Below are 24,695 nucleotides of genomic sequence, written 5' to 3'. Positions count from 1 at the left end.
AAAACGTTATATCATTTATTTCAAAGTGATTAATGAAATGAAACATTATTGTTATATTTAATATACATGCACAAAAAATTTTGTGACATTCTTGTTTAAAAGCTCATTATATTAATGTATACTTAATTTATAATTTTAATTTTAGTTGTCATTTTCTAGTAATACATCACAATAATTCGAATATTAATATAAGGGATGATCTCATATGCGACGATTCAAAGATTTTAATCACGATCATCATGCTCATAAAATGACACCATTTAATTACTTTACGATATGGATGGGTGCGGTACACAATATTCCTAACTACGCGATGGTAGGTGGCTTTCTCGCATTGGGTATCTCACCGTTAATGATATTCATTTCTATTATGTTAAGTGCGCTATTCATCGCGTGTTTCTTAACACTTAACGGTATCATGGGGAGTCACAGGCAGCTCGACTTTTCACAACAACTTCAAATGTCCTTTGGTCAAAAGGGGGCATTATTTCCCGGGATATTACGTGGCATTATCGTAAGCATCATGTGGTATGGTCTTCAAATCTATGCAGGCGCTGAAGCCTTAAACTTAATTCTTAAGGATATGCTGCCAAGTATCATGCGACCGCTCGCTGACGTTTCATTTTTAGGTATGAATGGATCGCTTTGGATAGCATTTCTTCTATTCTGGCTTATCAATATCGGCGTTGGTTACGGTGGCGAACGCGCGTTAAATAAGATTACGATGTGGATTCCTGTGCTCGTCTTAATCACGTTTGTAAGTATGAGTGTTTGGGCACTTTCAGCTTCAGGTGGCTTCGATACGATTATGAGTTATCGTTACGACAGTGGCTTAGAACATCACCAAACGTTATTTGTAAGTTTATGCATCATTTTGAATGCGATGTTGAGCGTTTGGATTGCGCCGATTTCAAGTGTGTCCGACTTCACCCAACATGCCACTTCATCAAAAGGCCAAATCATAGGTCAATTTGTAGGTATTCTAACGGCTCACGTGTTGTTCGCATTTGCGAGCTTAACGATTCTAATTGGTGGTTCGGTTTACCTTAATCATAGCGAGTGGCAACTCATTGATATTATTCAAGCCTGGGATCATCAAAGCGTCAAATATCTCGCAATAGGCGTGCTCATTTTAACGACGCTTTCAACGAATGTTACGAGTAATATTATTCCAACGGCTTACCAACTTAAAGCGCTCACTAAGCATAAGTTGTCGTATCGTACAGGCGTAATCGTGGCAAGCCTAGTTTGCTTACTCATTATGCCTTGGAAAATGATGGCACATAGCCAAAGTATCTTCACGTTTTTAAATATTATTGGTGCGTTCTTAGGTCCTGTCGTCAGTATTCTCGTTATCGATACTATACGTTTTTTAAAGGGGCGACTTTCTACTCATAAGCGCGTGCCTCATTATGAAAAGCGAGCCCTTACCTCTGTTATTATTGGTATATTCAGTTCTTTAATAGGATTTGTGCCGCTGTTCGAAGCTTTAAAATCTTATCAACTCTTGTTAGGTTTAGTTGTAAGTTCAGTGATTTATACGATGTGTCTTTTCAAAAGGAAAAAGGAGGACTCAAGTCTATGACGAATCGTTTATCGATTATAAATGGAACGGTATTGTTACCGAATCAAGCTAAAGTTACGAATATTAATGTAGAAAATGGTAAAATCGTTGAAATTGGAGACGATATTGCGCAGTTTGGACGAATTATTGATGCTAAAGGTTTGATTGTGTCACCAGGCATGGTAGATGCGCACGTCCATATTAGTGAACCAGGTGGCGGCGTCAGAGATTTATGGGAAGGCTATGAAACTGGTACGAGAGCAGCCGCAAAAGGCGGTGTTACAACGTTTATCGAGATGCCGCTAAATCAGATTCCTGCGACAACAGACCACGCATCGTTTATGACGAAACTTAAATCAGGTGAAGGTAAATTGACGGTTGATGTCGCGAGTTACGGTGGCGTTGTGCCATACAATTTAAATGGTGGCATTCAGGAACAACATGAAGATGGCGTTGTTGGGTTTAAATGCTTCTTAGCGACATGTGGCGACCCTTCGATTGAGGGTGACTTTATGAATGTGGACGACTATAGTTTATACGAGGGCATGAAGCAGGTTAAAGCGACGGGTAAGACGCTACTTGTTCATGCGGAGAATGCGGCTATTACGGATAAGTTGCAAGAACGCTATTTAAATGAAGGTAAAACATCGATGACCGACTATGTTGATTCACGACCAGTTATTGCTGAGGTAGAAGCGATACGAAAAGTGATCCTGTTTGCGAAAGAGACAGGGTGCCCGGTTCACATCGTGCATGTTGCGTGTCATGAAGGCGTTGAAGCGGTCGTTGCTGCGCGTCGAGATGGTGTCGATATCACGTGTGAAACGTGTACGCATTATTTATACTTCGCTAAAAGCATGTTGAACGCGCTCGGACCTGTTGCGAAGAGTGCACCTCCGATTCGTGAAGCCGACCAACGTGAAGCGCTTTTCAAAGATTTAATTAACGGGGACATTTCCTTCGTGACGTCAGACCATTCACCATGTACACCTGATCTTAAGGATACGGACAATGCATTTAAGGCATGGGGCGGCATTAGTGGTCTGCAAAATGATGTTGATATACTCTTTGATGAAGCGGTCAATAAACGTGGCATGTCGTTGGTACGCTTTCAAGAAGTGATCGCGAAGCACCCTGCTGCTAAATTTAATCTGAGTGATAAAGGAACTATCGAAGTTGGTAAGGATGCGGATTTTGTGATGATTGATCCGAACCAAGGTTACACTTTATCCGAGGACGATTTGGAATACCGTAATCCAATGAGTCCATACGTCGGCATGCACATAGGCGCTCGTGTCGTTCGCACCATTTTAAGAGGCGAGACGGTATACGATATTGATGGCGGCGTGGCGTCACGTAAGCTTGGTACATTTTTATTTGAAAAGCCCTAAAGGTTTAATGGAGAACTTAGGAAGACGGTTGAGGCAAGTGCCTCAGCTCATTCTTAAGTTCTTTTTTATTTCTAAAGAAAAACTAACTCATATTTTAAGCTTTAATATAAATATTTTTAAGTGATGTTTAATATTAATGAATTTATTTAATAAGGGTAGTACAAAAGTATTTCGAAATTTGATATGATGTATACATCTAATTATTAAGGGGTGACATCATGTCGAAAAAAGCAAAGATCATCATTGGGGTTGTTTTAGCACTGCTTTTAGTAGTAGGTGGCGGTAGTTTATTTGCATTCTTTTCAAAAGTAAACTCGCCTAAGAACAGCTACTTGTTAAGTGAACAAAAGACAATGGAAAAATTTAACGATTATTTAGAAAAACGTTATGATAATGAATTTAAATTTATGGAAGAAATGAATGATAATTCGTATCAAAGTAAGACATCATTTAGTTTAGATTTATCAGATGATGTAATAGATTCATTAGAATTACCTAAATCTGTGGTAGATGCGACGAAGCTTGAAACAGTGGTAGCGCATGATTCAAAAGATAAGAAGTCACAAATTGCGTTAACACCAACTGTTGCTGATAGTAAAGTTGGTACGTTTGAGTGGGACGCTGATGCGGATAATCAATATTTCAAATCGCCACTTTTTGACGATATATTCAAAGTTCCTAACGATAAAATTAAAGATACATATGAAGAATTATTAGGTGAATCTATCGATGAAACACAAGCTGGAGAACTTAACAATGATTCATTAAACTTAAATACGATTTTAGGGCAAACGGTTTCTCGTGAAGATGTTAAAAAAGTAGATAAAAAGTACCAAGAAAAACTCATCAATAAGCTTGATGATGATAACTTTTCAAAAGAAAAAGAAAAGGTTGATATCTTTGGAGAAGAAAAAGAACTTGATAAGTTAACGATGAAGCTTTCTAATAAAGAAGTTAAAGAAACAATTGTGTACGTATTAGAAGAAGCGAAAAAAGATAAAGAGCTTAAAGAGGTACTTGCGAACGCACAAAATGACAAAGATTTCGATAAGTCTTTAAAAGATATGATTAAAGAAGCTAAAGATAAAAAAGCGTCAGAGTATCCGAAAGTTAACTCAGTGATTTACGTTGAGGACGAACAAGTTGTGAAACGTGACTTAAAATTAACGCAAGATGACACAACGCTTCGTTTACATGGAACAAGTAAAATCGAAGATGACAAGTTACGCGTCGACTATAAGTTCGGTGACGAAACGAAATATAACGATGGTACATTTGAAATTGAAATTAAAGGTGAATCTAAAGGTAAACCTTCTGAAACTGTGAAGGATGACTATACGATTCGTGTGGATGGTTCAGATATCGAGTCTAAGTTAGAATTTAAGAACGAAAATAGCCATGACGGCGATAAAACAAGTGATGAAGGTACGGTTAAAGTATCTGTCGACTTAGATCAATTCGTATTAGATTTCAAGAGTGAGCGTCAAACGGATCTTAAGAACAATTCGATGAAGACGAATAGCAACTTTAGTTCAGACATAGATGGTTCTCAAGTAGGCGTTAACGTCAAAGATGAAACGAAACTTAAAGAAAAAGTGAAGTTCGATACAAAAGGTGCTAAGAACTTAAACGGTATTTCAGAATCTGAAAAAGAAGATATTTTATCAGAGATTGAAGAAAATTTTACTAAAATCGCTGGAGACATTATTGAAAAAGCAGAAGATAAATAGATAGCTAAAGGAGTGGTAAAAAGTGAAAACAATGCGTTTGTTTTTCATTTACCACTCTTTTTTATTAAAGAAGTGGTATTTAATTGTTTATATTTTAGGGCTTTTCCTAGTGTTGTTAACGTCATCCTTCGCGATTCAATCAGTTAAGCAAGACGACAAGCGATTTGATATCGGGGTTGTGAATTTGGATGATGCTGAGGAAACGCAGATGATTTCGAAGCAAATTACGGAAACGGCACACTTGGGCAAGCATTCAAAGATTATAGAGATGACACAAGATGAGGCTGAGCGTGCTTTGGAGGCGAAGCGAATCAAGGGTTATGTGGTGTTTGAACGAGATATGATGGCGCGTTTCGCGGAAGATGGCGACTTGCCCATAACCGTCCATACGTACGATAAGTCTTCTTTAGATGCCAAGATGATTTATAGTGTTACGGATTCAGTGTATCAACGGTTTATGATGATGATGGGCGGCGGACTTGCGTATCAAGATTTGAGCACGTCTGACAATGATGAGGATTTGACCCAGATGTTGATGGATTTGTTGGTTAAAGGACTCAATCAAAAGGGTGCCTTTGAATTAGAAAGCATTGAACTGTATGATACTGCGCAATATTATACAGTGTCCTTGTTCGTCGTATCTATGTTTATACTTATGTCGACGATGGTGTCGATATTGAACATGAATCAATCGCAAGCGCTACAAGATCGTATGGCAATGTATCACTTCGCGAAAGAGAAGATCATCTTTGTGAACGTAACGATTGCGGCGATATATACGTTAATCTGGGCGATTATCGGATTGGTATTAATTGTGAATGGTATGGATGTCGCATATGAAGGTTATAACTTAGGACCTTTAATTGTTTTAGTAAGCTACAACATATTGTTGTTATATATGTTGTTTATGCTGATTGAATTAATCGAGCGTGCTTTTGTGAAAATGATTATAAAGGTAAGTTTAATGATTTGCATAGTTGTATTATCTGGCGCTATGATACCTTTTGTTTATTTGAAAGATACTGTAGGTGGCGTGCTTCAATACCTGCCGTTTCAATATGTGAATGAACAATTTCTAGAGCTATTATTACACAATTACTTGATTGATACGCCAATAGCATTTGTTTGTGTAATAGGGTTGCTTGGTGTGAGCACGTGTGGCGTATATGTGTGGAGGTATTTACGATGAAAGCAATTTTAAAGTTACTTACCGTTCATTCAGTGAAAGCACATATCTTATTTATCGCCATCTTAGTGTCGGCGGTGATTATCATGCACATGTTGAGTTCGCGTTTAAATCAGGTCGTACAAATTCCTATAGGGGTTCAAGACTTAAACCAAACTGAAGTGTCTCAAGCGTTTGTGGATCATATTAAGACATCAAAGGTTTTAAACGTTAAGCAAGTTGATAAGGCTGAGCGTGACTTAAAGGTGATTGTTTCGCGTAAAGAAGCGGTCGTAGTCGTCCAAATTCCAGAGGATTTCGATAGCCTGATTAAAGAGCAAGATTTAAAGGAAGCACTACCGATTTATGCGGCTGAAGGTTTTATAGGTAAACTTGGGATTGAGCTCATAAGTCAATCGTTATATCAAACTGAGGCGCCATACATCTTAGCGCTACATTTAGAGGAAGAAGATGTATCAGAATCTGATATTAAACAGACGTTAAAGGAACGTATGCCTACACCAATTTTAAAGCATGAAACGGCACATAAACATTCGTCGACGCATATTGAAGCGGGTATTGTGATGACGTTGTTGACACTAGTAAGTAGTCTTCAAGTTGTGTTGTATCACCGGTTAAACCAACCATTGGCGCTAAGTCGCATGTATATGTTTAAAGGTACACGCTTGAAATTACATTTCTTATATACATTAATCATGTCGTTGATTGTTATGAGCGTATGTTTCCTTACCATGATAGTATTTCAATTTAATGTAAGTATATGGTTTTATGTCATCAGTTTTGGTATGATTTTAATTTATGAATTTGGCCTTAGTGTATTAATATTTATAGTTCGGACATTAAGTCATCGTATTTTTATGGCTTTTGTATATGCATGTATCGTTGGTTTGATTTGGTTAATGATTCAATTGTAGGTGAGAAATGATGATAGAAATTCGACATGTATCTAAAACGTATAAACGAAAAACGATTTTTAAAGATTTGAATACAACCTTTCATGATTCCACGTTAACTGTGTTACTTGGTGAAAATGGGGCAGGTAAGTCGACATTGTTACGCATGATTGCAGCGCTTGAAACTAAAGATAGCGGTGACATTTTATATGATGGTCGGCCATTAAGACAAAAGGACATTCAAAAATTAATTGGCTATATACCGCAAGACATAGCGCTATTTGATCATCTGACGGTTGATGAAAATATTGCGTTCTTTAAATCGCTGAATCAACATCCTGTTTCAGATGATGTGATAGATGGCTTTTGCGAAACCATGCATTTAAAGGAGCGACGCGTACGCGTATCCCAATTATCTGGTGGTACGAAGCGGAAAGTAAATATTTTAATTGGTTTACTTGGTAATCCAAAGGTGCTCATATTAGACGAACCAACTGAAGGTATTGATTTAAAATCGAGGTATGATATCCATCGCTTGTTAAATGAATTAAAGGAAACATGTTTGATTATATTAACGACACATCATATCGATGAAGTTGAAGCACTTGCGGATAAGATTAAGTTAATTGGTAACAATCCATTTTATGAGACAGTTTTGCATAAACAAGGATTTGTATACGAAAATTGTTAAATGAATTATTAAATTTGAAACAAGAGTAATTTTTAGATTCAGTTCTAAATTTTACTCTTTTCTTATATTTTTGCTTTGAAAATTTAAGTTTTATTTTTTAAATAATGTGATAACTAAAGGATTTTAACCCTTATTTAGTTTCTATTTAAAATAATATTAATTTTGTGACTATTTATAAATGTATTTTTATGAATTTGTTTATGTGATATATTTAGGCATAACTTTTTTCAAGGAGAAAATATATGAAATCAATTAACTTTAACAAGCACTTGAACCGAGTGCTCCATGGTATGGCTATAGCTATTGTAGTTGGTTTAATACCAAATGCAATACTTGGCGAGTTATTTAAATTTCTAGCAAGTTTTCATCCCGTATTCAAGATCGTACACGAATGTATTTTAGGTATTCAATTCACGGTTCCTTTACTTGTTGGTGCACTCATTGCGACGCAGTATAAATTCCATGCGTTGCAAGCTGCTACAGTAAGTGCGGCAGCCTTTATTGGTAGCGGTATTATTAAAATGGATGGTAAAACTGCAACTTTAGAAGGTGTAGGTGACATCATTAATGCCACTTTGACTGCTGGAATTGCAGTGTTTGTAATACATTTAATTGGTAATAAATTAGGAAGTTTAACGATGATTCTAATGCCGACGTTCGTTGCGACAGGTGTTGGTTTAATCGGGTTAATGACGTTACCTTTCGTTAAATTAATTACAAGTGCGATTGGTAATGTCGTTAATAGTTTAACAAGCTTACAACCTGTAATTATGTGCATGCTTGTTGCAATTATATTCGGTATCTTAATTGCATCGCCAATATCGTCTGTTGCGATTGCGATGGCAATTGGTATATCTGGGCATGCAGCAGGTGCCGCAAGTTTAGGTATTACGGCTTGTTCATGGATGTTAGCGATTGGTGCGATTCGCGTAAATAAAATCGGTATTCCAATTGCGCTTATTTTAGGTGGTATGAAGATGATGATGCCTAATATGATTAAGCATCCAATCATAATGTTGCCGATAGCATTATCTGCGGCATTAACAGGCATGATGGGTAGTTTTATTGGCATTGAAGGTAACAAAGAAACAGCAGGATTTGGTTTTATGGGACTAGTAGGTCCGGTAAACGCGATGAAATACATGGATGGTTCAATGATGATGAACCTGCTTACGATTGGATTTACGTATTTCGTCTTTCCTGGCGTGATTTCGTACCTTGTTCACTTGATACTATGCCATGTGTTAAAAGTCTATCCGAATAAAATATTTAGATATGAACTTGAAGATGAAGACTAGCAAGAAATTTAAAATGCGTGCTTGAGGCGTTTAGACGTCTCGGGCACGCATTTTATTTTAAATAAAAATTTAATAGAAATATTAATAAAACTACATACACTTTTATAAATTTCATGTATAATAATGGCATGCTAATGGTAGGAGGAAGACATCATGAATTTACTACGAAAGAAGAATTTTCAACAATTAGCACAACGACCCTCAACATTGAAGAAAGCGTTGAATGCGTTTGATTTAACGATGCTTGGTATCGGTGCCATTATTGGTACGGGTATTTTTGTATTAACAGGTACAGGTGCGTTAACGGCAGGACCAGCTTTAATGGTTTCGTTCGTTATTGCAGCTTTAGCATGTTGCTTTGCCGCATTATGTTACGCAGAATTTGCTTCTATGGTTCCTGTCGCAGGTTCGGCATACACGTACGCTTATGCAACGTTAGGTGAGATCGTCGCGTTTATAATCGGTTGGGACTTGATCCTTGAATATCTACTTGCAGTAAGTAGTGTTTCAGTAGGTTGGTCAGGTTACTTTCAATCGTTATTAGATGGTTTCGGTATGCATTTACCAACAATGTTTACAGGTGCACCTGGTACAAACCCTGACGGTGAATTTACACTATTTAATTTACCTGCGTTCGTAATCATTATGCTCATCACGTTACTGATATCAATCGGTATTAAAGAAACGAAGCGCGTGAACAACATTATGGTAGTGGTTAAAGTTTCCGTTATCCTCTTGTTCATCGCAGTCGCTATCTTTTACGTGAAGCCTGCGCAGTGGTCACCATTTATGCCATACGGTTTCCAAGGCGTCTTTACCGCTGCAGCAACGGTGTTCTTCGCGTTTATAGGTTTTGATGCGGTAGCTTCAAGTGCTGAGGAAACGATTCAACCTGAAAAGAATTTGCCTAAAGGAATTCTGTTCTCATTAGGTATTTGTACAGTATTGTATATCATCGTATCAGGTATTATGACAGGCGTTGTACCATTTCTAGAATTTGAACGTTACATCGATCATCCTGTTTCTGCTGTCTTAAAGGTAGCGGGGCAAAACTGGGTTTCAGGTGTTATAGATGTAGGTGCAATCCTTGGTATGACAACGGTTATGCTAGTAATGTTATATGGTCAAACACGTATCATGTTTGCGATGTCACGTGACGGCTTAATCCCTAACATATTCCAGAAGGTAAATCCTAAGTTCGGTACGCCATTTGTTTCTACATGGATCTTCGGTTTAATTTCAGCTGTGTTAGGTGCATTTATTCCTTTAACACAACTTGCTGAACTCGTTAATATTGGTACGTTGAGTGCCTTCATTCTAGTAGCGATCTCAGTTATCGTATTACGTAAAACAGAGCCTCATTTAAATCGTGCCTTTAAGTGTCCAATGGTTCCTGTAGTACCGATTCTAGCGGTCTTGTTCTGTGGATTCTTAATTCTCAACTTAAATCCACTCACATGGTTACGCTTCTTAGTATGGTTACTCATCGGTGCAGTCATTTACTTCACATATTCCGTGAAACATTCTAAATTGAAAGATGCATCTTAACGTCTCACATCCATTTAGGAGAATGAATATCATATAAAAACTACCTGCAAAATGAAAAATTGCAGGTAGTTTTGTGTTAGTGTTTGGTTTTCATTTTCATGAGGTGGTAGAGGATAGGACGATGTACTTTGATAAAGTCGCCTACATATTCTTCAACATGAGCGTTGAACCCTTTCTTAAAGTATTGTACGCCGACATCATCAGCATCTTCATCGAAATCACCCGTAATGCCGTAGAAGTTAAATCTTGGTAGGCCCTGTCTTAATGCATATTGAATCATTTCCCATTGTAAGCGGTAAGCGCCCATATAGGCGTTGTATCTCGGGTTCGACCCGCTTGAAAAGTAATAAAGTTCATCGCCATTATCTATGTAAATAGCCGCAGCAAGATGTAATATATCTCCTTCACGCTCTCGTAAACGCTCGGTATTATGAATCTTACGTTTAACACTCTCGTATTGTTGACGTACTTGTTGGAACTTCACTTTATTTCGTTTAGAATTCGGTAATTCATCTAGCGCCTCAACAACATCGTTATATTCGATTTTTAGAATGGTAAAGCGACGTTGAAGTGACTCAAGATAATGATTTAAATCGATATAGGCAAATTTCATCTTAATCTGGTCTTCAAATATATCTTGAAGTTTTAAGAAATAATCTTTTGAACGAAACTTAAAGCCGTGCTTTGTTTCAGCAGCTTTAAATAATCGATAGAAGATATCCGTTTCGTCATATGAAAGCGTACGAACTTGTACGCCCATTTCATAAGTTTTCTTGATATTACGTCTCGTTTGGTAATCCATATCGTCAAGCAGTTCGTGTTCGTGCTTGCCTTTTAAATCGAGGACCGATAACCAACGAATTTGACTCGTCTCGGAGTAACCGACCGTGTAACCTTGGTGCTTATAACCAAGCTTTCGAATTGTGTGCGCCCAAGCGCGATTGTCGAATGAATGCGTTATTTCGCCATGTGATGTGCGTATATTCTCAAGTTGATACGGATCGATTCTCGTATAAAGTGCGCGTTGCTTTTTCAAATAGGCATTAAGCGAATTAAAGAAGAACCTTACAAGTTTTACATCCGAATAGTCCATCATAGGCCCTCTTTGGCTATAGAAGTATTTGAAATATTTAAGTGCGCGCGTCGCTGTGAAAAGCCCTGCAGCGATAATGGTGCCATCGTGGCTTTTGACGCCGAGAAGATGAACTTCAAGATTATGGTTCTTTAAGTAATCATAGTGAATACGAGATTGCGCGAAATGTTTATTGGTCTGTTGTAAAAATTGACTATATTCATCCGCCTCTAACTTGCAGAATTTCAAAGGGTAAACCTCCTTCTCTGATCGTATCGTATAACACAAATATTTAATTTAATTATAGTCTATACACTTATGTGATAAAAGGTTAAATGTACTAGAATTTGATTACAAAATGAAATCATTTTCATGACAAAATATAACGGATTAAATTACATCTTTTGAAAATTAAATATTTAAAATTAAAGAAGTGTTATACTTAATGTGATTAAATGAGCGCGTTAGGTGGCGAGGATGATGACAATTCAGGATGGTATTTCGTTAAGTGAAATTGGTTTCGACGAGATGAAAGCTTTATATTATTGGAAGTATGAAGAACCGCTTCAAGCGGCTAAGAAGTGGAACGGTCCTTATATTAAAGAGCCTTTAATGACCTTTCATACTTATATTAAATCCTTTGAAAAGTCACGGTATATTGAAGGAAATGTTAGAAGCGCGTTTGCGATTAAACATCTGGACCGTGTAATAGGTATGGTCGGTTGTCATTATGAGGATACGTCTTCGAAATGGCTTGAAATCGGTATTGTGATCTATGATCCTGATTACTGGGAGCAGGGGATTGGTCGGTACGTGTTTAAGCTCTGGATCGATTACCTCTTTGAAAATACAAGCGCCCATAGGATTAGTATTTCGACGTGGTCGGGTAATACGCGCATGATGAAACTAGCTGAACGTTGCGGTATGGTGCTAGAGGGGCGGTTACGTGAGGCGCGCCTAGTTAACGGCTTGTATTATGATTCGATTAAAATGGGGATACTTCGAAAAGAGTGGTCGGCAATGAAGGGTTTGTAGAAAGAGGTTTAGGTGGTATATGGGCAGTTTGCGTCGGAATGGAGGAGTGAAACCGTTACAACTCGATTCTTTAAAATATTCAACTGAAATTAATATATTTACGATAAGTTCTTAAGCTATCTTAAAGGCATTTTCAAAAAGAAAAGAAGCATTCACGAATATTATCGCAAATGCTTCTTATATAATTAATCTTCTTTATTTAATTCGGCCTTTCGTCGTTTATCAGCTTTATATTCTTTAACTTGCTGATAGATAAAGTAACCGATTAAGATCCATTGAAATGCTATGAAGATAAAGAAGCTTACTACCATAAATGTTGTATCTTTGCCATTACCGTCTATAAATACTGATGTGATAAAGAATGGTGCGGTTACAATTGCAATGAGTACTAAATAGATCCATTGTTTCGTTAAAACTAAAAATATGACCATGATAGTTAGTAAGCATAGACCGATAATAAATGAAGCGCGTTCGCTAGGTTTGTAAACTGTCATTATAGGAAATTTTCTTGCTAAAAAGGCACCTAATAAGTAACAACCAAAGCTAATAGCTCCTACTAATAAGAAATAGGCGTACATTCTTTTCTTAATTTCACCGAACTTGATTGCGAAAAGCTTTATAAACGCTAATTGAATTGCTAAACCTATTAAAAAGAAAATAGTGTTAAAAAATATGCCACCTAGCGTTACGACGAAAGTGCTATCTAATAATTCCGGTAAAACTGTTAGCATAATAACCATTATTACTGCTAAACCTAGGATTTTATATAAACTTTTATCAAAAGGTATTTCCTTGGAAATGGAATCAATATAAGCTTTTGGGGATCCGCCAGTAATGTTGTCGACGGATTCTCCGTTTTGTTCCGCGTGATATAAATGATCTCGTAGTTCATCTTCAATTTCGAAAATCGTTTCATCTTTCTTTCCGCGATACATCAATTCAACGCGTAGCTCTCTTAAGAACTTCTCTGACTTGTCGCTTAATACGATATCGCCGTTCGCATGATATTTATTTTTCATCATTATTCACCTCAATTTTGTTCCAATTTCTATAAAAGCTAACTAGGATTGTGATAAAGACAAATATTATAAACAGGCTAACTGTAAAGAAAATAAAATCTGATTCAGAACCAGTTTTTCCTGTAAATAACTTAGCTAAAAGTTCAGGAAGTGTTGAAATTAGTACCATAAAGAATAAGACCCATGATTTCGTTATTGCTGTGCCAATTAAAAGTAATGCAAAGATTGTGATACCTATAGTTAAACTAAGTGACGGACTTAGACTAAAAAGTGTCATAATGGGATATGAATTGGATATTCGAGCTCCGATAGCATGGATGACTACTGCGACAGTACCAGCCCCGAGTATTAACATAAGTTGGTTATAGTTTTGGTTGCCTAACTTAACTACCATCCACTTGATTGCTATGAGAAATAATAAAAGCGATACAAGCATCGATACGACGGACGTCAAGATATTACCAATCGTAAGCGTGAAATGACCTTCGATTAAAGGTGAGATTATAAAGAAACCGATTGCAACGAATAATCCACCAATGAGCGATTTGATAACAGTTCTATCAAACGACATTTCATTTGAAATCGATTTGATATAAGCTTTTGGTGAGCCGCCTGTGATATTATCCACGGAATCACCGTTTTCTTCAGCGTGTATCAAATGGTCGCGTAATTCATCCTCAATTTCGTAGACTTCTTCGTCTTTTTTGCCTCGGTACAAGAGTTCAATACGTAATTCGCGTAGAAATTTTTCTGATTTTTCACTTAGCATCATCATCACCTCTTATCACATTATTCATTCCAAAGTTAAGTTGCTTCCATTTTTCTCTGAATACGGTAAGTTCTTCGAGACCTAAATCAGTAATGGTGTAATATTTACGTTTAGGTCCGCCTGAAGTGGACTTTTTCGTTTCTGACTGAATGTAACCTTTCTTACTCAAGCGAAGGAGCACGGGATAAATACTGCCATCGCTTATTTCAGGAAAGTTTAAGTTATTGAGTTTTTCGAGTATTTCATAGCCATAGGTTTCACCTTGAGCAATGAGGCCTAAAATTGCCCCGTCAAGTAAACCTTTCATCATTTGTTTAGAGATTGACAAGTCATCACCTGCTTTAACTATCTTATAATATAAGGTAGTACTATTCTCACGATTTGTCAACTATCTTATAATATAAGTTAGATGGATTTTAAAGTTGATGTGGCGGTCTTTTAAGGGCTTTTCAAGAAGAAATCGAAATAAAATAAATTGAAATTTATTTATAGAAAATTGTATAAAAAGGTGCTTGTGTTATTCTGAAAGTAGCTTTATTAAGGCATGACGAAATGAAAATAAGGAGGATGTGGATGGGACACGCATTACCTAAAATTGGCAAACCGGCGACGCAAGCATTACATAAAGCGGGCATTGAAACGTTAGAGGCAGTCGCAGAACATGATGAAGCGGCTCTACTCGACTTACATGGTGTAGGTCCAAAAGCAGTACGCATATTGAAGGAAGCTTTGGACGAGGTGAACCTTTCATTGAAGCACCAAGAATCGGATTCAAATAAAGACGCGCCCTTCGAAGTTGTGGCAGACCTGTCGTGCGACAATGCGCCTAAAGCACGCACAATCAAAGCGTATTTGATCGCATCGGCTGCATGTGACGAGGATAAACTAGACGCCTTACTCAGCGATTCACTAACGTGGCACGTACCTGGTGACTTAGAATTATCTGGCAAGGCGGCGTTCATCAAAGCATTGAAGGACAACAAGCAGGATGTTAAGTCGCTTGAAATTACGTCGATATTGACCCATGGTAAACTGGCGTCTGCACATGGCGTGTTAACGACTTCTGATGCGACCATTTATTTCGCAAGCTTCTTCGAATTTGAAGGGCACAAGAAAGACGCCAAGATTCAAGACATTACGTCATATGTTATTTAAATTATAGAGGGGATGATCGTTATGAGTTTTAAACGAGAAGATAATCAAATTAAGATAGAACGCACTTTCGATGCGGTACCTTCGAAGGTGTATGATGCCTATGTCACTCAAGATCAATTTGAGGCTTGGTTCCATCCTGAGGGTTGGACGACAACAGTCAAAGCGTTTGATCCGAAACCGAATGGCCACGTGCATTATGGTATGTTTGGCGACGATATCACGAGTTATGGTGTATCGATTTATGAGACGTTGGAGCGTCCAAATCAGCTTGTATATCGTGATTACTTCGCGAATGAGAAGGGTGAAATTAATCCAGATATGCCACCGATGAAAGTTGCGCTAGAGTTTCATGATGCGGGAGACGGTAAGACGCGCCTCGTTTCGACGACGACTTTGAAAGATGCTGCTACGGCGAAACAACTTGTCGACATGGGCGTCGAACAAGGTATGCATTCGACTTGGAATAATTTAGATCGATTACTGGCTAAAGCGTAGATGCGTTTGCCTCCTTGAAAAGGATTTTAAGAAATTCGTCACAACTTTTGTGCATCAAGAGCGTTATAATAGGCTTTGAAAAGAGGTGCTTGTGATGAATAAACGTTATTTAAAGGTACTTGGACTATATAGTTTAAGTACATTCGTACCAGCGCTTATCAGTGAAGGCTTTTCTAAGCAATTATTTAAAAGCTTCTTCCTTTATACAACTTTAGGATATGGTATTTTTGCGGCTGGTTTAAAAGTAATGAAACAACAAAAGCGCGGTTAATGCGCAATATCAATGTAAGCGTCCTATGCATGAAAACGTGATTGCATAGGGCTTTTTCTAAATGGGAAATATGCGATTAAGTGTGAAATTGCTGGGTGAAATAGATATTTGAACAACACTCGAAGATTTTAATTTCAAAAAAGTTCTAGTCAATAAACATTGACTTATTATAATATGTATACGAATAAAGATTTATTACAAGTAGAAAGAAGGGTGTATGTAAAATGGGGATTCAAAAACCGAATAAGACAGTTGCCGATTCATTTTCAACGCGAGAAACGGTCGAGGGCATCGTCGGATCTGTCGCAATGAAAGAAACGATGTTGTACAAATCGTTCTCGAGATATCTTGTGAAAGCGATGATGTCAGGGTTCTTACTCGCAATCTGTACGATTTTTATGCTGGGAATTAAAACGCAATTTGCGGGCAGTCTGCCGGGCGTCGTTAATTTAATGGGCGCGTTTGCGTTCAGTTTAGGTTTAGTATTTATCGTGCTCACGCATTCGGAGTTGTTAACAAGTAACTTTATGTTCGTCACGGTGGCTTTGTTCTTTAGAACGATCAACTTGAAGAGCGCGCTATGGTTATTTACGGTCTGCTTTATCGGAAATATTTTAGGTGCCTTCGTGTTCTTCGGCATGATGGTGTGGTCGAATATTATGACGCCTGAGATGCTTGAAGCGTTGACGAAGACCGTTACGAGTAAGACTGTAGAGTCGACGTGGCAAACGATTTTAGTTAAAGGTATCTTTGCGAACTTTTTCATTAATATTGGTATTTTTATTTCACTTCAATTTAAAGAAGGTTTAATGAAAGCATTTTTTATTTCAATCGGTGTTGTAATCTTCGTGTTTATGGCGTTTGAACACGTTGTATACAATGCAGGTTTATTTGTAGGTATGTTGTTCTATAACATTGATGCATTGAATTGGTTAGGTGTACTTAAAAATATTGTCTTTGCATACATTGGTAACTATATCGGTGGGGGTATTTTAATCGGTCTTATGTATGCATTTGTGAACGGTTCACGTGATACATTCAAGCTTAAAAAATAACGTAAATCTTATTAGGGTTTTCACTTACTTAATAGGTAGGGGAAAACCCTATTTTTGAATGTTAATGTGAAAAATATCACAAATTTATGTCATTTTGACGTACAATATAAGTGAAGAGGTGATTTGAATTGCAAACGATTCTTGTTGTTCATGGTATGCGAAAGGGTCCGCAAAATGATGCTTTAAAAACGTTTATTCATGCGCTTTTAGCTGAAGATACGCTTGATTTCGAAGTGGCTTTTCTAGAAAGTGAAACGTCGAGCTTGGAACAAGTGATTGACAGACACGTTGCGCGTGGGGAACGTGACTTTAATTTAATACCTTTATTACTCTTTACTGCCTTGCATTATTCGGTGGACATTCCTGAAATTATGGACGCTTTTAAAGCGCGTTATGACGATATTTCTTTCAAATGGTCGTTACCGCTTGGCACGCATCCTGATATGGTCGACATCGTTGAGAAGCGCGTACGAGATGCGCGTATCCAAATGAGGGATACCGTTTCGGAGCGACGCACGGCTGTCGTTGTCATTGCGCACGGTAGCTTTAAATTTCAGCGACCAGACTATGAACTTGAGACGTTGTGCGAACAATTGTCACTTGATGAAGATGCTTACGCGTATATGCTTTATGGCAACAAGGCCTTTGAGACTTATTTGCCTGACATTGCCGAACGCTATACAGATTTAATCGTCGTGCCGTTATTTCTATATGACGGCTACCTCGTCAACAAGATTAAACGTAAGCTCGAAAGTTTGGCACTTTCATCAACACTTCACATCACACCTTCACTTAATTTGGATTCAATGTTACGTGACATTATTATTTCGCGTTATCAAACGTTAAAGGAGTACTGACATGTATCCCATTCAACTTCAAATTCAAGGTAAACATATTGTTGTCGTCGGGGGCGGTCGTATCGGATTTCGAAAGGTATCGAAGCTCGTTCGAGAGGCGGTAACGATTGATGTCGTGAGTCCGTCATTCGATGTGGCTTTTCAAAGATTGAAGGCACCTAACGTCTCACTCATTGAAAAGCCCTATGAGAAATCGGATATTGAAGCGGCTGATATTGTGTACATTGCGACAAATGATCATGAATTAAATGACCAAATTCGTCGTGATTGTACGGCGCAACAACTTGTGAATCATACGGGAGACCGTACGCAATCAGATTTCTATGATATGAAAACGATTGAATATGATGGCATAACGATCAATATTGGTTCGAATGGCTCGGATTACGAACGTGTTAAAGCACTTTCTCAAGCGATTGAAACGTATTTAGACGGGACTTACAAGGAGGATAAACTGTAAAAATGGCAAAGACGAAATTACTTATGATTGGTAATGGTATGGCTGGGATTAGAACGATCGAGGAAATTATTGAACGTGAACCGGATATGTTCGATATTACGGTGATCGGTAAAGAACCTTATCCAAACTATAACCGCATCATGTTATCGAATATACTTCAGAATAAAATGACGATTGAAGAAACGATTATGAATCCGTACGACTGGTACGCATCGAACAATATTCACTTAATTACGGATGACCCGGTGGTTGAAATTGACCGTGAACGTAAGCAGGTCGTGACTTCGAAAGGTCAAGCAGTGACGTATGATAAATGTATTATTGCGACAGGTTCTGAGGCGTTTATTCTACCTGTAGACGGTTCGAGACTTCAAGGCGTTATGGGCTGGCGTACGATTGATGATACGAAACGCATGATTGAAATGGCGCAAACGAAGCGTAAAGCGATTGTAATCGGTGGGGGATTACTTGGTTTAGAGTGTGCGCGTGGTTTACTTGATCAAGGTATGGACGTGACGGTGTTGCATTTAGGTGAATGGCTTATGGAAATGCAGCTTGACCGTAAGGCTGGTGAGCTGTTGAAGCTTGATTTAGAAGCGCAAGGTATGAAGTTTAAGCTACAAGCGAATACGCAGGAAATTATTGGTGATTCGCATGTTGAAGCGGTGCGTTTATCTGACGGTCAAGTTTTAGAAACGGATATGGTTGTGATGGCGGTTGGTATTCGTCCTGTAACAAAAGCTGCACGTGCGTCGGGTCTTGAAATAGGTCGCGGTATCGTTGTTGACGACTTTATGAAGACGAGTGACGATGATATTTATGCGGTTGGTGAATGTTGTGAGCACCGTTCGAAAGTTTATGGCTTAGTTGCGCCGTTATACGATCAAGGTAAGGTTTTAGCGGACCATATTACAGGTCGCGCGACGGAAGGTTACCAAGGTTCGACAACGTTTACTTCTTTAAAAGTCTCGGGCTGTGACTTATTTAGTGCCGGTAAAATTTATGAAACTGAAAATATTCATGGTATTGAAGTATTTAATAGTGTCGATAAAGTATATAAAAAGATCTTTGTAGAAGATAAACATATTGTAGGTGCTGTATTATACGGTGATACTGAAGAAGGTAACCGTTTCTATAATATGATGAAGAAAGGCGACACAATTGAAGAATACACGCTTGTATCGTTACTTCATAAAGCTGGTGAAGTAGATGCAATTAGTGTTGAAACGATGGATGACGATGAAACGATTTGTGGTTGCAATGGTATTTCAAAAGGCCAAATCGTTAAAGCAATTCAAGATGAAGGTCTGACATCTGTAGATGAAGTTACGAAATGTACAAAAGCAGGTAACTCTTGCGGTAAGTGTAAAGGTCAGATTGGTGACTTACTTGCGTTTACGCTTGGTGACGGCTTTGTTGAAAGTAAGGCAACAGGTATTTGTGCGTGTACAGATTTAAGCCGTGATGAAATCGTAGCGGCGATTCGTGAGAAAGGTCTTAAGACGTCTAAAGAAGTACGCCACGTCTTAGACTTTAATGATAAGGGCGGTTGTCCGAAGTGTCGTCCAGCGATTAATTACTATTTAAATATGATTCATCCTACTGAACATGAGGACGAGAAAGCGTCACGCTTTGCGAACGAACGTTACCATGCCAATATTCAAAACGACGGTACGTTCTCTGTCATTCCTCAAATGAAAGGTGGCGTGACGAACCCTGACCAATTAATCCGATTAGGTGAAGTTGCGAAGAAATACAATGTGCCACTTGTTAAAGTGACAGGTTCTCAACGTATTGGTTTATATGGCATTAAGAAGGAAGACTTACCGCATGTATGGCGCGACCTTGGTATGCGATCTGCGTCTGCTTATGCGAAGAAGACCCGTTCTGTGAAAAGTTGTGTCGGTAAGGAATTCTGCCGTTTTGGTACGCAGTATACGACGAAACTTGGTATTCGACTTGAATCAACGTTTGAATATATTGATACACCGCATAAATTTAAAATGGGTGTTTCAGGTTGTCCAAGAAGTTGCGTAGAATCAGGTGTTAAAGATTTTGGTGTCATTGGTGTTGAAAATGGCTTCCAAATCTTTGTTGGTGGTAACGGTGGTACGGACGTTGTTGCGGCGACGCTTTTAACAACAGTGCCGACTGAAGATGATGTGATTAAATTATGTGGTGCGTACATGCAATATTATCGTGAGACTGGTATTTATGCGGAACGTACAGCGCCTTGGTTAAAACGTATGGGCTTTGAGCACGTTCGTGACGTTGTTTTAGATCCTGAGAAACAGGACGAGCTATATGACCGTATTATGATTGCGAAGAAAGCGGTTGAGGCGGAACCTTGGAATGAAATTGTGAATGCATCTTCTGATCAAAAAATCTTCGAAGTAGAGAAAGTGTGAGGGTAAGATAATGGAGAAAATTAAAGTTACGACATTAGATGAAATGACACCTTTAATTGGTAAGAAAGTTATCGTTAAAGGTACTGAAATCGGGTTGTTTTTAACTGAGAACGGTGACATTAAAGCGGTTCATAATGTGTGTCCACATAAGCAAGGGCCTTTATCTGAAGGTACGGTGAGCGGTGACTATGTATATTGTCCATTACACGATCAAAAGATTGATTTAAACACAGGTGAAGTTCAAGCGCCAGATACAGGTTGTGTCGCAACGTATCCGGTTGAAATCGTGGATGGTGACGTATTTGTATGTGTATAACTAAAGGCTTTGTATCGTTAGTAGGTGCGGGCCCTGGTCATCCTGATTTACTTTCTCGAAAAGCCGAGCGTGTCATTAAGCGTGCAGATATTATCTTGTACGATCGTCTGGTAAACCCTTTTATCATTCAGTTTGCGAAACCTGAAGCTGAATTAATCAACGTTGGTAAAATACCTTACGGCAAGCAGGTGAAGCAAGAAAAGATTAATGCGCTATTGGTTGAAGCTGCTTTTAATCACAAGCATGTGGTTCGTTTGAAAGGTGGCGACCCTGCGATTTTCGGTCGTGTAAAGGATGAGGTAGAGGCTTTAGAAGCGGAAGGTATTGCGTATGAAATCGTGCCCGGTATCACGTCGGCGTCAGCGGCGGTAGCGTCATATGGCGTTGGTTTAACAGAGCGTAACGTTGCGACAAGTATTACGTTTACGACCGGACATTTTAAAGACTCAATGGAACGCGATATTGATATCACATCGTTGTTAGATGGTGGCACGCTCGCGATTTATATGGGCGTGAAGCGTTTGCCGAAGCTCATGGACTTTATTATGACGCAAGCTAAAGTGGATTATAACGTTGTTGTGATCTTCAATGCGACGCGTTTTAACGAGTTTAAAGTCGAGGGCACGGTGTCGAATATCGCGGATCAAGTGGCGAACGTAGACGTAGCTGGTCCGGCTGTTATTATCGTGGGTGATGTAACGACTTCCATTTTGGAAAAGCAACATATTATTAAAAAGCGTTTTCTAATTAAAGGTATGTATGATGATGCGATGACTAAAGCTTTAGATTTATATGACGACGGATATGAGTGTTTTATTGAGGTAGACGAGGCTGAAACGCGTCATCCATCTCAGAGGGCTTTTCAAAGGGAGATTATTGAAGAGACACACTTTGATGATTTTATAAAAGTTTAAGCAAATAAGTAGATTAGTTTAAACTAAGGTGGGTAATATTAGATATCATCTATTTGGAGGTCTTTAGAAAGTGAAACAATTACATCCTTACATCGCATTTGAAAATACTAAAGAAGCATTAGAATATTACGAAACTGTATTTAAAGCGACTGACATTAACCGTTTACCTGTAGGCGAAGCACAAGCTGAACAATTTGGCGTATCAAAAGAAGAAGCCGCTAATAAAACGATGCACTCAGAATTTACAATCGCCGGTGTGAAATTAATGGCTTCAGATAGTTTCGGAAATCATGAAACTAATATTAACCATGCCATTTCATTAATGATTGATTTCAGTGTTTCAGACGAGAAGGAATTTGAGGATATGAAAACATTATTCGATCACATTTCTCAAGATTCTACTGTGAAAGTTGAAATGCCGTTAGAAAAACAATTCTGGGGCGGCGCTATGGGTACACTAATCGATAAATATAATATTCGTTGGATGTTCCACGGTCAAAAATAATTTGCTTTATAAATCATGATATAGAATAAACCCCTCAACATTTGCGTAATGTCGAGGGGTTTTGTTTGGTTTCATAAACGTTTTGAAAGCGTTTAAGTGATTAAGGTGTTATATATGATGTTGAGTCGCGCTTGAGAATGAAATACGTGCGACGCGTAAAGTTGTGAAAGTAATGGTTTTCGATAAATCTACAAAAAGTGCTTCGTAACATAGTCGTACACGTTCTTTAGAAGCAATATGAGTGTGACGCCGATGAACAGGAATTTGACGTATGATACGCCTTTACGAATCGCGAACTGGCTACCGGCGAAGCTACCTACGATCATTGAGATACCCATAATGAGTCCTACTTTATAGTCAACGTGTTGTAAGCACGCGAAGAGAATAATCGCGCCGACGTTACTTGCGAAGTTAATAACTTTGGCGTTACCCGCTGCTTTAAGGAAGTCAAAACCTACTATTAATAATAGGAATAAGAAGAAGCTACCTGTACCTCCGCCTAGGAATCCGTCATACATGCCGATGATGAAGACGAAGGCCGCGAAGATGATGGCTTTCTTAGGAGGGAGTTTCTGATAGGTGGAAGTTTCTCCCCATTCTTTCTTAACGAGCGTGTAGATTAATACGAGAAACAGCATGATAATGACGAGCGGTTTCAAGAGTTCGGGCGGTATGCGGGTTGCGATGAGTGCCCCGAAGACCGAACCTATGAATGATAGCGGAAATAATTTTTTGACGATATGTAAGTCGACTTTCCGCGCGTGAATGAATGTGATGGCTGATGTGAGCGATCCGAATGAACTTGCGAGTTTGTTTGTTCCGAGGGCCGTAGCGGGATGTAAGCCGATTGCGAGTAGGGCTGGAATTGAGATGAGTCCACCGCCGTCAACTACTGAATCGATAAATGCGGATAGAAACCCGAATAGTATGATGATGATAATCATGTCTAAGTCCATAATTCCAACTCCTTCAAATGATTTATACCTAATATATCATAGGTTTTAGGTTGGTGCGGGGTAGATTTCGTCTGCAATTTTATTCATTTGGAAATGGAATTTGCGCAGTTTCTGAGTAATTGTATGTGGCTTTTAAAGTATGGTGGGCGTGGGCATTGAAAGGTGATATAGTTAAAGAAATTTAATGAAGAGGAGCAACAAGATATGAACATCAACGAAATGATGAATGCGTACTGGTTAGCGATTGATGGCAGATGTGATGTGGATTCTAAAACTGCGAGTAAGATTAAGAATATTAAGGTCGGTTTGGAGGGTGAGTCCCTCTTTGAAAAGCACTTGAAAGCGGTCGACCGGATTGTGTATGGGCGCAATTTGTACTTTAATCAAATGCACCCTTTGGAGATCGACTTTCTGGTGATTAACGGAAAGCAGGCGATGATATTTGAAGTGAAGCATTATAGTGGCGATTACAAGTACGACGGCGATGCGCTCGAGTCGGCTAAAGGCTTTAGGTTTGCGGCGCCGCATGTACAATTGTTGAAGCAGGTGAACGAGCTTAAGATGGTACTGAAGCGAGCGGGCTTGAGTATGTCGGTCAGTGCTTACGTAGTGTATACGAATCCGACGTTTACTTTGAGCGGAGGTATACCGCACCGCGGGTTTACCTTATTGCCGACCGAACTTCACAAAATTCCTACTTTATTTCCTCAGCGTTTTACCTCGAAAGATCAAATTATATTGGATAAGATACGTACCCAGCAGATAGATTTAACCCACCGTTTAAATTTTGAAAAGCCTTATGGTCTGGATCAGGCTAGGACCGGTTTGCGTTGTAGTTGTTGTAAGGAAATTGGATTCATAGAACCTGTACCTCATAAGAAAACTGTAAGATGTACGCGTTGTGGTTCTAACTTTATTAAGCGTGACGTGTATTATGAGCATTTGAAGGAGCTTTACTATATTAAGGACGACGGTTTCACTTTGAAAGAAGCTATGGCCTGGTGTGAAGGGGCGAGCTTTAATACTGTTAGAAGGATTAGTAATGATTTCTTCATATATAAAGGTGTTCGTAATAAAAAGTATTTTATTTAGTGAGCGATGGGTAAG

At 38.6% G+C, this 24,695-nt stretch carries 25 protein-coding genes; 20 read left to right on the top strand and 5 right to left on the bottom strand.

Annotated elements, in window-relative coordinates:
- Positions 1 to 205 precede the first annotated feature (205 nt).
- The 8 genes from A33S_RS0106750 to A33S_RS0106715 all read left to right on the top strand — a co-directional run bounded on the left by A33S_RS0106750 (position 206) and on the right by A33S_RS0106715 (position 10,301).
- The gene (locus tag A33S_RS0106750; RefSeq protein ID WP_009384110.1) at positions 206 to 1,585 is read left to right on the top strand and encodes a cytosine permease; all 1,380 of its coding nucleotides are present in this window, start codon (positions 206 to 208) and stop codon (positions 1,583 to 1,585) included.
- Entirely contained in the window at positions 1,582 to 2,955 is a 1,374-nt protein-coding gene (allB, locus tag A33S_RS0106745; RefSeq protein ID WP_009384109.1) for an allantoinase AllB, read from the top strand. Before A33S_RS0106750 ends, allB begins: the two co-directional genes overlap by 4 nt.
- 218 nt (positions 2,956 to 3,173) lie before the next feature.
- Positions 3,174 to 4,685 carry a DUF6583 family protein gene (locus tag A33S_RS0106740; protein WP_009384108.1) on the top strand — a complete coding sequence of 504 codons (1,512 nt, stop codon included), beginning with the start codon at positions 3,174 to 3,176 and terminating at the stop codon, positions 4,683 to 4,685.
- Between the two features lie 31 nt (positions 4,686 to 4,716).
- Positions 4,717 to 5,874 carry an ABC transporter permease gene (locus A33S_RS0106735; protein WP_235044510.1) on the top strand — a complete coding sequence of 386 codons (1,158 nt, stop codon included), beginning with the start codon at positions 4,717 to 4,719 and terminating at the stop codon, positions 5,872 to 5,874.
- A complete protein-coding gene (locus tag A33S_RS0106730; protein ID WP_009384106.1) occupies positions 5,871 to 6,785 on the top strand; it encodes an ABC transporter permease in 915 nt (304 codons plus the stop codon). Before A33S_RS0106735 ends, A33S_RS0106730 begins: the two co-directional genes overlap by 4 nt.
- 10 nt (positions 6,786 to 6,795) lie before the next feature.
- The gene (locus A33S_RS0106725) at positions 6,796 to 7,455 is read left to right on the top strand and encodes an ABC transporter ATP-binding protein (RefSeq protein ID WP_009384105.1); all 660 of its coding nucleotides are present in this window, start codon (positions 6,796 to 6,798) and stop codon (positions 7,453 to 7,455) included.
- A gap of 242 nt (positions 7,456 to 7,697) precedes the next feature.
- Entirely contained in the window at positions 7,698 to 8,753 is a 1,056-nt protein-coding gene (locus A33S_RS0106720) for a PTS sugar transporter subunit IIC (RefSeq protein ID WP_009384104.1), read from the top strand.
- Positions 8,754 to 8,906: 153 nt separating this feature from the next.
- Positions 8,907 to 10,301, top strand: a complete 1,395-nt coding sequence (locus A33S_RS0106715; RefSeq protein ID WP_009384103.1) for a branched-chain amino acid transporter BcaP — start codon at positions 8,907 to 8,909, stop codon at positions 10,299 to 10,301.
- Between the two features lie 76 nt (positions 10,302 to 10,377).
- On the opposite strand, the gene A33S_RS0106710 is transcribed toward A33S_RS0106715, so the two are convergent.
- Entirely contained in the window at positions 10,378 to 11,622 is a 1,245-nt protein-coding gene (locus A33S_RS0106710) for an aminoacyltransferase (RefSeq protein ID WP_017176659.1), read from the bottom strand.
- Positions 11,623 to 11,853: 231 nt separating this feature from the next.
- On the opposite strand from A33S_RS0106710, the gene A33S_RS0106705 reads away from it, so the two are divergent.
- A complete protein-coding gene (locus A33S_RS0106705; RefSeq protein ID WP_009384101.1) occupies positions 11,854 to 12,408 on the top strand; it encodes a GNAT family N-acetyltransferase in 555 nt (184 codons plus the stop codon).
- 185 nt (positions 12,409 to 12,593) lie between these two features.
- Here the strand turns inward: A33S_RS0106705 and A33S_RS0106700 are convergent, their stop codons facing one another.
- Genes A33S_RS0106700 through A33S_RS0106690 form a run of 3 tightly spaced genes read right to left on the bottom strand, consistent with a single transcriptional unit; the run spans position 12,594 to position 14,524 of the window.
- Entirely contained in the window at positions 12,594 to 13,427 is an 834-nt protein-coding gene (locus A33S_RS0106700) for a hypothetical protein (RefSeq protein ID WP_009384100.1), read from the bottom strand.
- Entirely contained in the window at positions 13,417 to 14,196 is a 780-nt protein-coding gene (locus tag A33S_RS0106695) for a hypothetical protein (protein WP_009384099.1), read from the bottom strand. The genes A33S_RS0106700 and A33S_RS0106695 overlap by 11 nt, the downstream gene beginning before the upstream one ends.
- Positions 14,186 to 14,524 carry a PadR family transcriptional regulator gene (locus A33S_RS0106690; protein ID WP_009384098.1) on the bottom strand — a complete coding sequence of 113 codons (339 nt, stop codon included), beginning with the start codon at positions 14,522 to 14,524 and terminating at the stop codon, positions 14,186 to 14,188. Before A33S_RS0106690 ends, A33S_RS0106695 begins: the two co-directional genes overlap by 11 nt.
- A 245-nt stretch (positions 14,525 to 14,769) precedes the next feature.
- On the opposite strand from A33S_RS0106690, the gene A33S_RS0106685 reads away from it, so the two are divergent.
- The 10 genes from A33S_RS0106685 (at position 14,770) to A33S_RS0106640 (ending at position 22,632) form a co-directional block, all read left to right on the top strand.
- Positions 14,770 to 15,351 carry a helix-hairpin-helix domain-containing protein gene (locus A33S_RS0106685; RefSeq protein WP_009384097.1) on the top strand — a complete coding sequence of 194 codons (582 nt, stop codon included), beginning with the start codon at positions 14,770 to 14,772 and terminating at the stop codon, positions 15,349 to 15,351.
- A 21-nt stretch (positions 15,352 to 15,372) separates the two neighbouring features.
- A complete protein-coding gene (locus A33S_RS0106680) occupies positions 15,373 to 15,846 on the top strand; it encodes an SRPBCC family protein (protein ID WP_009384096.1) in 474 nt (157 codons plus the stop codon).
- 94 nt (positions 15,847 to 15,940) lie between these two features.
- Complete coding sequence (locus tag A33S_RS12410) at positions 15,941 to 16,117, top strand: hypothetical protein (protein WP_009384095.1); 177 nt, start codon at positions 15,941 to 15,943, stop codon at positions 16,115 to 16,117.
- 224 nt (positions 16,118 to 16,341) lie between these two features.
- Complete coding sequence (locus A33S_RS0106670) at positions 16,342 to 17,172, top strand: formate/nitrite transporter family protein (RefSeq protein WP_009384094.1); 831 nt, start codon at positions 16,342 to 16,344, stop codon at positions 17,170 to 17,172.
- Positions 17,173 to 17,300: 128 nt separating this feature from the next.
- Positions 17,301 to 18,029 (top strand): sirohydrochlorin chelatase, encoded by a 729-nt coding sequence (locus A33S_RS0106665; protein WP_009384093.1) that lies wholly within the window; start codon positions 17,301 to 17,303, stop codon positions 18,027 to 18,029.
- A gap of 1 nt (position 18,030) precedes the next feature.
- A complete protein-coding gene (locus A33S_RS0106660; RefSeq protein WP_009384092.1) occupies positions 18,031 to 18,489 on the top strand; it encodes a precorrin-2 dehydrogenase/sirohydrochlorin ferrochelatase family protein in 459 nt (152 codons plus the stop codon).
- A 2-nt stretch (positions 18,490 to 18,491) separates the two neighbouring features.
- Complete coding sequence (gene nirB / locus A33S_RS0106655; RefSeq protein WP_009384091.1) at positions 18,492 to 20,897, top strand: nitrite reductase large subunit NirB; 2,406 nt, start codon at positions 18,492 to 18,494, stop codon at positions 20,895 to 20,897.
- Positions 20,898 to 20,907: 10 nt separating this feature from the next.
- Positions 20,908 to 21,213, top strand: a complete 306-nt coding sequence (nirD, locus tag A33S_RS0106650; protein ID WP_009384090.1) for a nitrite reductase small subunit NirD — start codon at positions 20,908 to 20,910, stop codon at positions 21,211 to 21,213.
- Entirely contained in the window at positions 21,204 to 22,127 is a 924-nt protein-coding gene (cobA, locus tag A33S_RS0106645) for a uroporphyrinogen-III C-methyltransferase (RefSeq protein WP_009384089.1), read from the top strand. Before nirD ends, cobA begins: the two co-directional genes overlap by 10 nt.
- 70 nt (positions 22,128 to 22,197) lie before the next feature.
- Positions 22,198 to 22,632, top strand: a complete 435-nt coding sequence (locus A33S_RS0106640) for a VOC family protein (RefSeq protein ID WP_009384088.1) — start codon at positions 22,198 to 22,200, stop codon at positions 22,630 to 22,632.
- Between the two features lie 188 nt (positions 22,633 to 22,820).
- Here A33S_RS0106640 and A33S_RS0106635 read toward each other — a convergent pair whose 3' ends face one another.
- Complete coding sequence (locus tag A33S_RS0106635; protein WP_009384087.1) at positions 22,821 to 23,588, bottom strand: sulfite exporter TauE/SafE family protein; 768 nt, start codon at positions 23,586 to 23,588, stop codon at positions 22,821 to 22,823.
- Between the two features lie 204 nt (positions 23,589 to 23,792).
- On the opposite strand from A33S_RS0106635, the gene A33S_RS0106630 reads away from it, so the two are divergent.
- Entirely contained in the window at positions 23,793 to 24,680 is an 888-nt protein-coding gene (locus A33S_RS0106630) for a nuclease-related domain-containing protein (RefSeq protein WP_009384086.1), read from the top strand.
- Positions 24,681 to 24,695 lie beyond the last annotated feature (15 nt).

Origin of the sequence: Staphylococcus massiliensis CCUG 55927 (assembly GCF_000298075.1) — a bacterium.
GTDB lineage: Bacteria > Bacillota > Bacilli > Staphylococcales > Staphylococcaceae > Staphylococcus > Staphylococcus massiliensis.
The sequence above is the reverse complement of the archived record's forward strand: the minus strand, read 5'-3'. Positions and strand labels throughout refer to the sequence as shown.

Bases quoted from the DNA above. Each gene is read 5' to 3' on its own strand.
- A33S_RS0106670 (WP_009384094.1), top strand. From the start codon at position 16,342: ATGGGGATTCAAAAACCGAATAAGACAGTTGCCGATTCATTTTCAACG.
- A33S_RS0106695 (WP_009384099.1), bottom strand. From the start codon at position 14,196: ATGCTAAGTGAAAAATCAGAAAAATTTCTACGCGAATTACGTATTGAA.
- A33S_RS0106660 (WP_009384092.1), top strand. From the start codon at position 18,031: ATGTATCCCATTCAACTTCAAATTCAAGGTAAACATATTGTTGTCGTC.
- cobA (WP_009384089.1), top strand. From the start codon at position 21,204: ATGTGTATAACTAAAGGCTTTGTATCGTTAGTAGGTGCGGGCCCTGGT.
- A33S_RS0106685 (WP_009384097.1), top strand. From the start codon at position 14,770: ATGGGACACGCATTACCTAAAATTGGCAAACCGGCGACGCAAGCATTA.
- allB (WP_009384109.1), top strand. From the start codon at position 1,582: ATGACGAATCGTTTATCGATTATAAATGGAACGGTATTGTTACCGAAT.
- A33S_RS12410 (WP_009384095.1), top strand. From the start codon at position 15,941: ATGAATAAACGTTATTTAAAGGTACTTGGACTATATAGTTTAAGTACA.
- A33S_RS0106680 (WP_009384096.1), top strand. From the start codon at position 15,373: ATGAGTTTTAAACGAGAAGATAATCAAATTAAGATAGAACGCACTTTC.
- A33S_RS0106630 (WP_009384086.1), top strand. From the start codon at position 23,793: ATGAACATCAACGAAATGATGAATGCGTACTGGTTAGCGATTGATGGC.
- A33S_RS0106740 (WP_009384108.1), top strand. From the start codon at position 3,174: ATGTCGAAAAAAGCAAAGATCATCATTGGGGTTGTTTTAGCACTGCTT.
- A33S_RS0106735 (WP_235044510.1), top strand. From the start codon at position 4,717: ATGCGTTTGTTTTTCATTTACCACTCTTTTTTATTAAAGAAGTGGTAT.
- A33S_RS0106635 (WP_009384087.1), bottom strand. From the start codon at position 23,588: ATGGACTTAGACATGATTATCATCATCATACTATTCGGGTTTCTATCC.
- A33S_RS0106715 (WP_009384103.1), top strand. From the start codon at position 8,907: ATGAATTTACTACGAAAGAAGAATTTTCAACAATTAGCACAACGACCC.
- A33S_RS0106720 (WP_009384104.1), top strand. From the start codon at position 7,698: ATGAAATCAATTAACTTTAACAAGCACTTGAACCGAGTGCTCCATGGT.
- nirB (WP_009384091.1), top strand. From the start codon at position 18,492: ATGGCAAAGACGAAATTACTTATGATTGGTAATGGTATGGCTGGGATT.
- nirD (WP_009384090.1), top strand. From the start codon at position 20,908: ATGGAGAAAATTAAAGTTACGACATTAGATGAAATGACACCTTTAATT.
- A33S_RS0106705 (WP_009384101.1), top strand. From the start codon at position 11,854: ATGACAATTCAGGATGGTATTTCGTTAAGTGAAATTGGTTTCGACGAG.
- A33S_RS0106730 (WP_009384106.1), top strand. From the start codon at position 5,871: ATGAAAGCAATTTTAAAGTTACTTACCGTTCATTCAGTGAAAGCACAT.
- A33S_RS0106725 (WP_009384105.1), top strand. From the start codon at position 6,796: ATGATAGAAATTCGACATGTATCTAAAACGTATAAACGAAAAACGATT.
- A33S_RS0106750 (WP_009384110.1), top strand. From the start codon at position 206: ATGCGACGATTCAAAGATTTTAATCACGATCATCATGCTCATAAAATG.
- A33S_RS0106700 (WP_009384100.1), bottom strand. From the start codon at position 13,427: ATGAAAAATAAATATCATGCGAACGGCGATATCGTATTAAGCGACAAG.